This is a genomic window from Pseudomonas sp. P5_A12, from assembly GCF_056400685.1.
Map to the genome: position 1 here is coordinate 17,286 of NZ_JBFUKU010000040.1, position 11,943 is coordinate 29,228.

General features: G+C 58.4%; 13 protein-coding genes and 1 pseudogene. 11 read left to right on the top strand and 3 right to left on the bottom strand.

Annotation, left to right across the window (positions count from 1 at the left end):
* Positions 1-286 precede the first annotated feature (286 nt).
* The 10 genes from AC1DSG_RS08570 (at position 287) to araH (ending at position 10,054) form a co-directional block, all read left to right on the top strand.
* Positions 287-925: a TetR/AcrR family transcriptional regulator gene (locus AC1DSG_RS08570; protein WP_008152317.1), complete on the top strand. Its 639-nt coding sequence runs from the start codon at positions 287-289 to the stop codon at positions 923-925.
* 139 nt (positions 926-1,064) lie between these two features.
* Positions 1,065-2,033, top strand: coding sequence for a GTP 3',8-cyclase MoaA (locus AC1DSG_RS08575; protein WP_223518993.1), 969 nt, complete (start codon positions 1,065-1,067; stop codon positions 2,031-2,033).
* A 225-nt stretch (positions 2,034-2,258) separates the two neighbouring features.
* Positions 2,259-2,864: a DUF4823 domain-containing protein gene (locus tag AC1DSG_RS08580; RefSeq protein ID WP_477790493.1), complete on the top strand. Its 606-nt coding sequence runs from the start codon at positions 2,259-2,261 to the stop codon at positions 2,862-2,864.
* Between the two features lie 16 nt (positions 2,865-2,880).
* A complete protein-coding gene (locus AC1DSG_RS08585) occupies positions 2,881-3,441 on the top strand; it encodes a DUF1285 domain-containing protein (RefSeq protein ID WP_477790494.1) in 561 nt (186 codons plus the stop codon).
* A gap of 141 nt (positions 3,442-3,582) precedes the next feature.
* On the top strand, positions 3,583-4,299 hold the full coding sequence (locus tag AC1DSG_RS08590; protein WP_477790495.1) for a FadR/GntR family transcriptional regulator: 717 nt from the start codon (positions 3,583-3,585) through the stop codon (positions 4,297-4,299).
* A gap of 147 nt (positions 4,300-4,446) precedes the next feature.
* The gene (locus AC1DSG_RS08595; protein ID WP_477790496.1) at positions 4,447-5,322 is read left to right on the top strand and encodes an SMP-30/gluconolactonase/LRE family protein; all 876 of its coding nucleotides are present in this window, start codon (positions 4,447-4,449) and stop codon (positions 5,320-5,322) included.
* Between the two features lie 196 nt (positions 5,323-5,518).
* Positions 5,519-6,337, top strand: a complete 819-nt coding sequence (locus AC1DSG_RS08600; RefSeq protein WP_477790497.1) for an SDR family oxidoreductase — start codon at positions 5,519-5,521, stop codon at positions 6,335-6,337.
* 122 nt (positions 6,338-6,459) lie between these two features.
* Complete coding sequence (locus AC1DSG_RS08605; RefSeq protein WP_477790498.1) at positions 6,460-7,464, top strand: substrate-binding domain-containing protein; 1,005 nt, start codon at positions 6,460-6,462, stop codon at positions 7,462-7,464.
* A gap of 64 nt (positions 7,465-7,528) precedes the next feature.
* Positions 7,529-9,073, top strand: a complete 1,545-nt coding sequence (araG, locus tag AC1DSG_RS08610) for an L-arabinose ABC transporter ATP-binding protein AraG (protein WP_477790499.1) — start codon at positions 7,529-7,531, stop codon at positions 9,071-9,073.
* Between the two features lie 12 nt (positions 9,074-9,085).
* Positions 9,086-10,054 carry an L-arabinose ABC transporter permease AraH gene (araH, locus tag AC1DSG_RS08615; protein WP_477790503.1) on the top strand — a complete coding sequence of 323 codons (969 nt, stop codon included), beginning with the start codon at positions 9,086-9,088 and terminating at the stop codon, positions 10,052-10,054.
* 192 nt (positions 10,055-10,246) lie between these two features.
* Here the strand turns inward: araH and AC1DSG_RS08620 are convergent, their stop codons facing one another.
* The 3 genes from AC1DSG_RS08620 to AC1DSG_RS08630 form a co-directional block, all read right to left on the bottom strand.
* Complete coding sequence (locus AC1DSG_RS08620) at positions 10,247-10,501, bottom strand: hypothetical protein (protein ID WP_477790500.1); 255 nt, start codon at positions 10,499-10,501, stop codon at positions 10,247-10,249.
* A 44-nt stretch (positions 10,502-10,545) separates the two neighbouring features.
* A complete protein-coding gene (locus AC1DSG_RS08625; protein ID WP_477790501.1) occupies positions 10,546-10,884 on the bottom strand; it encodes a hypothetical protein in 339 nt (112 codons plus the stop codon).
* A gap of 101 nt (positions 10,885-10,985) precedes the next feature.
* A complete protein-coding gene (locus AC1DSG_RS08630) occupies positions 10,986-11,639 on the bottom strand; it encodes an HD domain-containing protein (RefSeq protein ID WP_477790502.1) in 654 nt (217 codons plus the stop codon).
* 221 nt (positions 11,640-11,860) lie between these two features.
* Between AC1DSG_RS08630 and AC1DSG_RS08635 the strand changes: the two are divergent.
* Positions 11,861-11,943, top strand: a pseudogene (locus AC1DSG_RS08635) (HD domain-containing protein); the annotation flags it as partial.

Consider the following 11,943-nt stretch of genomic DNA (forward strand, 5'->3'; position numbering starts at 1 on the left):
AGTAAAACAATGGCACGCGGTCCGTTGGTACCAATATCGGCGCAACACTTGGGGGAGATGTCTCGCCGACAGTTCAAGTATTGATCACTATTGCGCCTCGTCCAGTTTGCCGGTCGCGATTTTTAAACAATTTTGGAATACGGCCGCTTCGGAAGAGTTCTCATCATTGGGCGACCCTGCTGGAAATCATCAAGAAACACAGATATGGTCGGATGATCCGTGCATTTTTGCGTAAGTTAGGCATAATACGCGGCTTCGAATTTTGACCCCCAACAGACCTTTTCTTATGCATAAAGAACCTCGTAAGGTCCGTGAGTTTCGTCGCCGCGAGCAAGAAATTCTCGATACCGCGCTCAAGCTGTTCCTCGACCAAGGTGAAGACAGTGTCACCGTCGAGATGATTGCTGATGCCGTCGGTATCGGCAAAGGCACGATCTACAAGCACTTCAAATCCAAGGCGGAGATTTATCTGCGCCTGATGCTCGATTACGAGCGTGATTTGAACGAGCTGTTGCATTCGGCCGATGTCGACAAGGACAAGGAAGCGCTGTCCCGGGCTTACTTCGAATTCCGCATGCGCGATCCGCAACGCTATCGGTTGTTCGACCGACTGGAAGAGAAGGTGGTCAAGGGCAATCAAGTGCCAGAGATGGTCGAGGAACTGCACAAGATCCGCGCCTCCAACTTCGAACGCCTGACCCTGCTGATCAAAGGCCGTATCAGCGAAGGCAAGCTCGAAGACGTGCCGCCTTATTTCCATTACTGCGCGTCCTGGGCGTTGGTGCATGGCGCCGTGGCGCTGTATCACTCGCCGTTCTGGAGCAATGTGCTGGAAGATCAGGAAGGCTTCTTCCAGTTCCTGATGGACATCGGCGTGCGCATGGGCAACAAGCGCAAACGCGATACCGACACTCCGAGCAGCTGAACCATTCAGCTACCTGATTGCGCCATGATTTAGCTATATGGCGCAGTACCGCAGGAATATACTCAGGCATAGGACTTGCTAAAACTTGAATTCTGAGTCAAGTTTTGCGCGTTCCAGTTTCTCATTGCCGGAGTGATCCATGATCGTTGACCGTCAAGGCAGGCGTTTTCGCAATTTGCGGATCAGTCTGACCTCAGCCTGCAATTATGCTTGTACCTACTGCGTGCCTAACGGCAAGCGGCTGGTGGCTGCGCAGGATGAATTGTCGGCYGAGGCCATGGCGCGTGGCGTGGCGTATTTGATCGAAGCGGCAGGCATCGAGCGTTTGCGCATCACCGGTGGCGAGCCGCTGGTCAGCCCCAAACTCGAAGCCTTCATGACCGCCGTCGGCCAGATGGGTCTGCAGGACATCAGCCTGACCACCAATGGTCAATTGCTGGCGAAAAAGCTGCCGTTGCTGGTGGACGCCGGTATCCGTCGCATCAACGTTTCCCTCGACACCCTGGACGCCAGTGCTTTTCGCAGCATTGCCCGTGGCGGCGATCTGGCGACCGTACTTGACGGTATGGATCAGGCCAGCGCGGCGGGCATCAAGATCAAGGTCAACATGGTGCCATTGCGCGGACAGAACCTTGATCAGGTCATGCCGCTGCTCGATTACTGCCTGGAGCGCGGCTATGAATTGCGCTTCATCGAGCTGATGCGCATGGGCCACCTGGCCACCGACTCCAATGCATTCCTGCAACAGTTCGTCAGTCTCCAGCAGTTGCTGAGTCTGATTGGCGAGCGTTATGAATACCTGCAAGCCGATGCGCCGGTCGATGCCACTGCGGTACGTTATGAAATTCCAGGGCTGGGGCATTTCGGCGTGATCGCCAACGAAAGCGTTCCGTTCTGCCGTACGTGCTCGCGCTTGCGTCTTTCGTCCACGGGGTGGCTGCATGGCTGCCTGTCGTCGAGCAATCGCCATTATGTCGGCGACTTGCTGGACAAGCCGCGCCATCAAGCGTTGCCGGCGTTGCAGCGGCTGCTGGTGAAGGCTTTGGGGGACAAGCAGGAAGTGGCATTTTCGGGTGGTGCGACGATCATGAAGATTATTGGCGGCTGAGCACGGTCCCCTGTAGCAGCTGCCGAAGGCTGCGTCCGGCTGCGAAGCAGTCGTAATTGCTATAAGAAAAATATATCTGGAACACCGCATCGCTTGAACTGGCGACCGCTACGCAGTCGAACGCAGGCTTCGCCAGCTGCAAGAGTGTGCTTCTCCCGAGCTGGCGCGGAAGCTGCATCCCATGACCATTCGCCGGTTTTCCGTCACCGGCCTCTGGAGGGTAGGATGCGTAGTCTGGTTTTGCTGCTGGCCGTTTTGGCGCTGGGTGGCTGCATGAATGTCAGCGACATGGCTGCAGAGACTCGCTACCAGATGAGTGACGTGGGACTGCTGGATCACAGCAACAGCCGTCGGGTAAACAACCTGCGCATTCAGCCGGACTCGTTCATCTACATCGCCCAAGGTCCGTTCGCGCCACCGGGCAGTGTCTATCCGCGCCCGAACGCGGTGGCCGAAGAGGCCTTCAACGGCTTTATCGATTACTTCCCCATGGTACGCCGTGCCCGCTCACCCGAAGGTCTCGACCGAGCTATGGCTGAAGCCCGCGCCGCCGGTGCCCATTACCTGCTTTACACCCGGTTCGCCAACGCTGACGACCGCATTGGCAACACGGATGACTGGATCGATCAGGAATATGTGGATCGCCTCGGTATCGACAGCGGCGTGATTCAGATCATGTTGATCGAGACCAACACCCAGTATTTGATTGATACTGCAACCATCAAGAGTCGTGGCGGTTTGCTAACGTTCCACGACAACAAGCCAGAGGACCTGATTGGGCCGCCGCTACAGCAATACGCGCGCAGCCTGATCGGGATCAGCGACCAGTAAATTCAAGGAGTACGCCATGAGTGGCCCGCAAAAAGCCATCGACTTGTTGGGGCAGATCCCCAAAACCAAAGGCTTGCCGCCGGTTCACCTGTGGAATCCTGATTTCTGTGGCGACATCGATATGCGCATCGCCCGCGACGGCACCTGGTATTACCTGAGCACGCCGATCRGGCGCAAGCCGATGGTCAAACTGTTCTCTACCATCATTCGCCGCGATGGCGATGACTATTTCCTGATCACACCGGTCGAGAAGGTCGGGATCAAAGTCGATGATGCACCGTTTGTGGCGATTGCCGTGGATGTGGAAGGCGAGGGTGAGGCTCAAGTCCTGCGCTTCACCACCAATGTCGATGAAACTGCCGATGCCGGCACCGAACACCCGATTCGCGTAGTGATCGACCCTGTCACCCAAGAGCCGGCGCCCTATGTCCATGTGCGCACCAACCTCGAAGCACTGATTCATCGCAACGTGTTCTACCAACTGGTGGAGCTGGCAGTGACCCGTGAAATCGACGGACAGCGCTGGCTTGGCGTGTGGAGCGGTGGCGAGTTCTTCCGGATCGGTCTCGAACCTTGATACATAAACCTGTAGGAGTGAGCCTGCTCGCGATGAGGCTCACTCCTACATTTGATCTTCACATTTCCGAAATATCTAATTGACACCCAATCATATGATGATTAGCGTGTTGCTCCATCGCGCGCGGTTTTTGAGGTTTCCATGTCCAGCAGTTTTCATGCATCGACCGTTGATTGGCTGGGTTGCTGGATTGCCGCTGCTCAGGTGAAACCCGGCGAAACGCTCAAGGTCGAAGCCGATCTGGGCGAGCAGCTCGGTGTCAGTCGCACGGTCATCCGCGAAGCCATCAAAACCCTGGTCGCCAAAGGCATGCTCGAAGTCGGACCGAAAGTCGGCACCCGGGTGTTGCCGGTCCGCCGCTGGAACCTCTTCGATCCACAAGTCGTCGGCTGGCTGTCACGCAGCGGTTTGCCGGAAAATTTCGTCGACGATTTGCTCGACCTGCGCCGCACCATCGAACCCATGGCCGTACGCTGGGCCTGTGAGCGGGCGACGATCGAGCAAGTGCAAGCCGTGCTTCTGGCCTACAACGCGCTGGAGCGGGCAGTGGAAAGCGGGGTCGATTACAACCGCGCGGACCAGATTTTCCATGAATGCATCCTTGCCGCCAGCCACAATCAGTTCATTGAGCAAATGGTCCCGGCCCTTGGCGCGCTGCTAGCAGTGTCGTTTGAGGTCTCTGCGGCCGACCCCGACGAACTGCGCCGTACGCTGCCGATTCACAAAGACATGGCCGATGCCATCGCCGCCCGTGACGCCGCGCGCGGGGTCTGGGCCTGCATGACCCTGATCGATAACGCGGACCTGGCGATCAAGCGCTTCTACCCGCAAGTCATGGCCGACAAAAAAGCTGGCTGATCATAAAGATCCCTTGTGGGAGCGAGCCTGCTCGCGATGACTGAATCAAATTCGACATAGATGCTAACTGATCCACCGCTATCGCGAGCAGGTCGGAACGCCGAACCGTCGCTCCCACATAAAAACAAAAACAAGGCAGGAGGTTTCATGACGTTGATTGCGCTGACCCAGCACCGTGCGCGGCTTGGCGAAGGCCCGTTCTGGGACGTGCCGACGCAGGCGCTGTACTGGGTCGATATCGCCGGCAAACAAGCACTTCGGCTGATCGGCGCCAACGTCCAGATCTGGGAAATGCCGGAGCACATCTCGGCTTTCATCCCCTGCGAAAGCGGTGATGCACTGGTTGCGTTGAGCAGTGGCGTCTATCGGCTGGACCTCGACTCACCGGGCCTTGAGCCGCGCCTGACCTTGCTCTGTGTAGCCGACCCGCAACCCGGCAATCGCCCCAATGAAGCCCGTTGCGATGCACAGGGGCGGCTCTGGCTCGGCACCATGCAAAACAACATCGGTGAAAACGGTGAAGACCTGCCTGTCACTCGTCGCTCCGGCGGTCTGTTCCGCATCGACCGTGATGCCCGGGTGACGCCACTGCTGCGCGGGCTGGGGATTCCCAACACGCTGCTGTGGAGCGATGACGCGACGACGTTGTATTTCGCCGACAGCCTCGACGCCACGCTGTACCGGTATTTCATCCATGCCGACGGCAATCTGGACACCGCATATGTCTGGTTCGGTCCTGATAAACGTGGCGTTCCCGATGGCTCGGCCATGGACGCCGAAGGCTACGTGTGGAACGCCCGCTGGGACGGCAGCTGTTTACTCCGGCTGACCCCGGACGGACATGTTGATCGAATCATCGAGCTTCCCGTCAGCCGTCCCACCAGTTGCGTGTTCGGCGGCGAAGACCTGAAAACCCTGTACATCACCAGCGCTGCGAGCCCGCTCAACCATCCGCTGGATGGTGCGGTGTTATCGATTCGAGTGGATGTGGCCGGAAAGCCATGCACGCGTTTTGCGGGATAGATCCCTAAATATGGGATGTAAAATTATATATTGAGATTATTTGGTGGGCGGGTTTATAGTCGGCCATCAGTTACACGCACTCACACTTAAAAAAACAAAACAGGTGAAGTGATGCAGCGATTTTCCAAACAGTCTTTTGACCGGACATCGACAGATGCCCGGTTTTTGTCGTGCCTGCAAAAAGGAGTTTTGATTCATGGCTGAACCTCTTTCCTTGCCTCCGGTGGCCGAGCCGCCCAAGGGCGAGCGCCTGAAAGGCAAAGTGGTGCTGCTGACCGGTGCCGCTCAAGGTATCGGGGAGGCCATCGTCGCGACGTTCGCAGCCCAGCAAGCCAAGTTGATCATCAGCGACATCCAGGCTGAAAAAGTCGAGAAAGTCGCGGCGCATTGGCGCGAACAAGGCGCCGATGTGGTGGCTATCAAGGCTGACGTATCGCGTCAGCAAGACCTGCACGCCATGGCCAGACTGGCGGTCGACCTTCATGGCCGGATCGACGTATTGGTCAACTGCGCCGGGGTCAACGTGTTCCGCGATCCACTGGAAATGACCGAAGAAGACTGGCATCGCTGCTTCGCCATCGACCTCGACGGCGCCTGGTTCGGTTGCAAGGCTGTATTGCCGCAAATGATCGAGCAGGGCATCGGCAGCATCATCAACATCGCTTCGACCCATTCCACCCACATCATCCCGGGCTGCTTCCCGTACCCGGTGGCCAAGCACGGTTTACTCGGCCTGACCCGCGCACTCGGCATCGAATATGCGCCCAAGGGCATTCGCGTCAACGCCATCGCGCCGGGCTACATCGAAACTCAACTGAACGTGGATTACTGGAACGGTTTTGCCGACCCGCAGGCCGAGCGCCAGCGCGCCTTTGACTTGCATCCCCCGCGTCGCATCGGGCAGCCGATTGAAGTGGCGATGACGGCAGTTTTCCTGGCCAGCGATGAAGCACCGTTCATCAATGCCTCGTGCATCACCATCGATGGTGGGCGCTCTGTGATGTATCACGACTGAACATAACGGCTTTCAGGCGCTGAATTTCGTCTGAAATCCAATCATCATACGATATGACTATTGGTTTCATCGTTTACACCAGTTTCAAATAACGCTCAAAAAAAATAACAAGGAGTCAGCTTATGAATCGTCGTCGTGGGATCCGTTCCCTGTGCTGTGCCGCCTTGGCGGTCTCCGCGGTTAGCCTGAGCAGTACTCTGCTGGCGGCCGAGGAAGTGAAAATCGGTTTCCTGGTCAAGCAAGCGGAAGAGCCCTGGTTCCAGACCGAATGGGCATTCGCCGAAAAGGCCGGGAAAGAGAAAGGCTTCACGCTCATCAAGATCGCCGTGCCGGATGGCGAGAAAACCCTCTCGGCCATCGACAGCCTCGCCGCCAACGGTGCCAAGGGCTTCGTGATCTGCCCGCCCGACGTGTCCCTGGGCCCGGCGATCATGGCCAAGGCCAAGCTGAACGGTTTGAAAGTGATCGCCGTCGATGACCGCTTTGTCGATGCCAACGGCAAGTTCATGGAAGACGTCCCGTACCTCGGCATGGCCGCGTTCGAAGTCGGCCAGAAACAAGGCAGCGCCATGGCCACCGAAGCGAAGAAACGTGGCTGGGACTGGAAAGACACCTACGCGGTGATCAACACCTTCAACGAACTCGACACCGGCAAGAAACGCACCGACGGTTCGGTCAAATCGCTGGAAGACGCCGGCATGCCGAAAGACCACATTCTGTTCGCGGCACTGAAAACCCTCGACGTACCGGGCAGCATGGACGCTACCAACTCGGCGCTGGTGAAACTGCCGGGCTCGGCGAAAAACCTGATCATCGGCGGCATGAACGACAACACCGTGCTCGGCGGCGTGCGCGCCACCGAAAGCGCCGGTTTCGCCGCCGCCAATGTCATCGGGATCGGCATCAACGGCACCGACGCCATCGGCGAACTGAAGAAAGCCCACAGCGGCTTCTTCGGCTCGATGCTGCCTAGCCCCCACATCGAGGGCTACAACACCGCCAGCATGATGTACGAGTGGGTCACCACCGGCACGGAACCGGCGAAATTCACCGCGATGGATGACGTGACGCTGATCACGCGCGACAACTTCAAGCAGGAACTGGAAAAGATCGGCCTGTGGAACTGAGGCTCGGTTGATTTCAACGGTAGCCCCGGCGACGGGGCTGCCTGACCTGTGAAGAGGTGGTTTTATGCACGCGCAAGTACAGACACACGAACACAGCGTTGGCGGCAGCCTGCGTTTCAACGGGATCGGCAAGACCTTTCCCGGGGTGAAGGCGCTGGACAACATCAGCTTCGTCGCCCATCCGGGGCAGGTTCACGCCTTGATGGGCGAGAACGGCGCCGGCAAATCCACACTGCTGAAAATCCTCGGCGGTGCTTACACGCCCAGCAGTGGCAGCTTGCAGATCGGCGAACAGGCGATGGCATTCAAATCCACCGCCGACAGCATTGCCAGCCGCGTCGCGGTGATCCATCAAGAGTTGCACCTGGTGCCCGAAATGACCGTGGCAGAGAACCTGTTCCTCGGACACCTGCCGGCCAGTTTTGGCCTGATCAATCGCGGCGCCCTGCGCCAACAGGCATTGGCTTGCCTCAACGGCCTGGCCGATGAAATCGACCCGCAAGAAAAGGTCGGGCGCTTGTCCCTCGGTCAGCGGCAACTGGTGGAAATCGCCAAGGCGTTGTCCCGTGGCGCGCATGTGATTGCGTTCGACGAACCGACCAGCAGCCTGTCGGCCCGCGAGATTGACCGCTTGATGGCGATCATCGGACGCCTGCGCGACGAAGGCAAAGTGGTGCTGTACGTTTCCCATCGCATGGAAGAAGTGTTCCGCATCTGCAACGCGGTGACGGTGTTCAAGGACGGTCGTTACGTGCGCACGTTCGAGGATATGAGCGAGCTGACCCACGACCAATTGGTGACGTGCATGGTCGGACGCGACATTCAGGACATCTACGATTACCGTCCTCGCAAGCGTGGCGCGGTCGCGTTGAAAGTCGATGGGCTGCTCGGCCCCGGCTTGCGCGAGCCGGTGAGTTTCGAGGCGCACAAAGGCGAGATCCTGGGGCTGTTCGGACTGGTCGGTGCCGGGCGCACGGAGTTGTTCCGCCTGCTCAGCGGCTTGGAGCGCAWTACCGCCGGACGCCTGGAATTGCGCGGTCATGAACTGAAACTGCGTTCGCCTCGCGATGCAATTGCGGCGGGGATTCTGCTGTGCCCCGAGGACCGCAAGAAGGAGGGCATCATCCCGCTGGCCAGTGTCGCCGAGAACATCAACATCAGCGCACGCGGCGCCCACTCCACCTTCGGCTGCCTGTTGCGCGGGCTGTGGGAGAAGGGCAATGCCGACAAACATATCAAGTCGCTGAAGGTGAAGACGCCAAGCGCCGAGCAGAAAATCATGTACCTGTCCGGTGGCAATCAACAGAAGGCCATTCTCGGTCGCTGGCTGTCGATGCCGATGAAAGTCCTGCTGCTGGACGAACCGACCCGCGGCATCGACATCGGGGCCAAGGCCGAGATCTACCAGATCATCCATAACCTGGCCGAAAGCGGCATCGCGGTGATTGTGGTGTCCAGCGACCTGATGGAAGTGATGGGCATTTCCGACCGCATTCTGGTGCTCTGCGAAGGCGCGATGCGCGGCGAGTTGTCTCGCGCAGAGGCCAATGAATCCAACTTGCTGCAACTGGCTTTGCCGCGCCAACGCGCTGACGGCGTGGCGAACTGAGAGGTGACTATGATGACAACCCAAAACAACGTACTGCCGACCCAGCGTAAACCTCTGGACCTGCGGCGCTTTCTTGATGACTGGGTGATGCTGCTGGCGGCGGTCGGGATCTTCGTGCTTTGCACCTTGCTGATCGACAACTTCCTTTCGCCACTGAACATGCGCGGCCTGGGGTTGGCGATTTCGACGACGGGGATCGCGGCGTGCACCATGTTGTATTGCCTGGCGTCCGGGCACTTTGACCTGTCGGTGGGCTCGGTGATCGCCTGTGCCGGCGTGGTCGCGGCGGTGGTGATGCGCGACACCGACAGCGTGTTCCTCGGCGTGAGTGCCGCGCTGGTGATGGGGCTGATTGTCGGGCTGATCAATGGGATCGTGATTGCCAAGCTGCGGGTCAACGCGTTGATCACCACGCTGGCGACCATGCAGATCGTTCGCGGTCTGGCTTRCATCTTCGCCAACGGCAAAGCGGTCGGCGTTTCGCAAGAGCAGTTCTTCGTCTTCGGTAACGGCCAGTTGTTTGGCGTGCCGGTGCCGATCCTGATCACCATCGTCTGCTTCCTGTTTTTCGGCTGGCTGCTGAATTACACCACCTACGGGCGCAACACCATGGCCATCGGCGGCAACCAGGAAGCGGCTTTGCTGGCAGGGGTCAACGTTGACCGGACCAAAATCATCATCTTCGCCGTGCATGGCGTGATTGGTGCGCTGGCCGGGGTGATTCTGGCGTCGCGCATGACCTCCGGTCAGCCGATGATTGGCCAGGGTTTTGAGCTGACCGTGATTTCGGCTTGTGTGTTGGGCGGGGTGTCGCTGAGCGGCGGGATCGGCATGATCCGTCATGTGATTGCCGGGGTGTTGATTCTGGCGATTATTGAAAATGCGATGAATCTGAAGAACATCGACACGTTTTATCAGTATGTGATTCGTGGTTCGATTCTGTTGCTGGCCGTTGTCATTGACCGTCTGAAACAGCGCTGATACGCAGTTATTTGTAGGCGCGGCGGTGCGACAATTCGACTTGCCCGCGAAAGCGGTGGGTCTGATGCATTAGTGGTGGATTTGCCAACGCCATCGCGAGCAGGCTCGCTCCCACAGGGGATTTGTGTTTGACGCAGATCCAATGTAGGAGCGAGCCTGATCGCGAGGGGCCTATAAACGACAATGATCCTTTCAGCTTTCCAGCTTGCGAGCCGCCTCAACCCCGGCACTGCTGAGTTTGATCGGCAGATTCACCGTGTGCTCGCCAGCCTCATTGCAGCTCACGTGGCCGTGTTGAATCAGCCCCCGTTCCTGCAGGGTGGCAAGGGTGCTGGCCACGACTTTTTCCCCCCGATAATTGTCCAGAACCTCTTTGCCCAAGCCACTCGGGTGGGCGTGCAACAGGCGGATCAGGACTTCTTTTTCCAGGTTTTTATCGTCGTTCATGCTTACCTCTTGATGTGTGTGGAGAGGTCGCTCGCGCGGGTGAGCTATTGATTGGCTCCGCCCTCGGAACCCGAGCCACCAGTGGTGGTTTTCGAGCCGATGCCGCTGCCGGCGTTGTCGGGTATCTGGGTGTCGGGCATGTTCAGTCCGCCTTGACGGCCCGCGTCATTGCCCTGAATCCTTGGGTCAGTGCCCGTAGTGGGCGGCAGGCTGCTATCGACACCAGTGCCATTGGTATTCATGCTGGGTGCGCTCTGGATGGCGGGCGCTTTCGGACCCTCGACCGGGTTGGTCGGGCCCGTTCCTTCAGCCAGTGCGACGGCGAATGCCGCGCAGGACAGCAGTGAGGTGAGAGCGAGGGCGGTCAACCTGTACATGAACATGGCATCGTCTCCGTTTATAGAGTCTCTACCTGATATTGGTCCGCCCGCGATTGGGATTGGTGCCTGATGAATGACGAACGGTCCAGGCCTGCGGGCCTGCTTCAGTCGACGCCGATCTCTTCCTTGAACTGTTCCATGAAACCCTTTAACCGCTCATGCCTGATCTGCGCCAGGCGTCGACCGGTTGCAGTCTGGAATCCGTCCGCCAGGTGCAGCAGCTTGGTCTGGAAATGGTCGAGGCAAAAGCGTGTGTCGTCGTAGTCTCGGTGCTTTGCTTGCGGATCCTGCGGGTCGTACAACGCGCTGCCCATGCGCCCGGCTACGTAGAACGTGCGGGCGACACCGAGCAGGCCGAGGGAATCGAGGCGGTCGGCATCCTGCATGATTTTCGCTTCGAGCGACGTGGCAGGAATATTGGCAGAGAAGCTGTGAGCCTCGATGGCATGGCTCACCGCACTGATTTTTACGCCGGGCCAATTCATGTCGGCCAACACGGCAGATGCTTTCTCGGCGGCCAGTCGCGATGCGTGCGAACGCAGCGGCGAGTTTTTCTCCACCGCCACGCAGTCGTGTAACAGCACCGCCGCCAGCAGCACCTCAAGATTGCCACCTTCTTGCGCGTGAATCGTGCGCGCGTTGTGCCATACCCGCTGCAAGTGCGACAGGTCGTGGGCACCGTCCTCTGCGGGTTCCAGCGCATGGGGCAGTAATTCAGCGGCGAGGTTTTGCAGAGGTGCGAAAGCATCAGTGGTCATAAACATCCTTTTAAGTGAAAAAGTTTTCAGCTGCAACACAACCCTGTAGCAGCTGGCGAAGCCTGCGTCCGGCTGCGCAGCAGTCGTGAAACCTGAACATGCGGTTTTCCTGTAACACTGCGGCGTCTGACTTCACGTCTGCTACGCAGCCGGACGCAGGCTTCGCCAGCTGCTACAGGGTTGTGTTGCAGCTGAAAACTTTTTCACTTAAAAGGATGTTTATGACCACTGATGCTTTCGCACCTCTGCAAAACCTCGCCGCTGAATTACTGCCCCATGCGCTGGAACCCGCAGAGGACGGTGC

Excerpts from the sequence above, each read along its gene's own strand:
- AC1DSG_RS08580 (WP_477790493.1), top strand. The coding sequence starts at position 2,259 with ATGCGTAGTCTGGTTTTGCTGCTGGCCGTTTTGGCGCTGGGTGGCTGC.
- AC1DSG_RS08600 (WP_477790497.1), top strand. The coding sequence starts at position 5,519 with ATGGCTGAACCTCTTTCCTTGCCTCCGGTGGCCGAGCCGCCCAAGGGC.
- AC1DSG_RS08625 (WP_477790501.1), bottom strand. The coding sequence starts at position 10,884 with ATGTTCATGTACAGGTTGACCGCCCTCGCTCTCACCTCACTGCTGTCC.
- AC1DSG_RS08590 (WP_477790495.1), top strand. The coding sequence starts at position 3,583 with ATGTCCAGCAGTTTTCATGCATCGACCGTTGATTGGCTGGGTTGCTGG.
- AC1DSG_RS08620 (WP_477790500.1), bottom strand. The coding sequence starts at position 10,501 with ATGAACGACGATAAAAACCTGGAAAAAGAAGTCCTGATCCGCCTGTTG.
- AC1DSG_RS08605 (WP_477790498.1), top strand. The coding sequence starts at position 6,460 with ATGAATCGTCGTCGTGGGATCCGTTCCCTGTGCTGTGCCGCCTTGGCG.
- AC1DSG_RS08570 (WP_008152317.1), top strand. The coding sequence starts at position 287 with ATGCATAAAGAACCTCGTAAGGTCCGTGAGTTTCGTCGCCGCGAGCAA.
- AC1DSG_RS08595 (WP_477790496.1), top strand. The coding sequence starts at position 4,447 with ATGACGTTGATTGCGCTGACCCAGCACCGTGCGCGGCTTGGCGAAGGC.
- AC1DSG_RS08630 (WP_477790502.1), bottom strand. The coding sequence starts at position 11,639 with ATGACCACTGATGCTTTCGCACCTCTGCAAAACCTCGCCGCTGAATTA.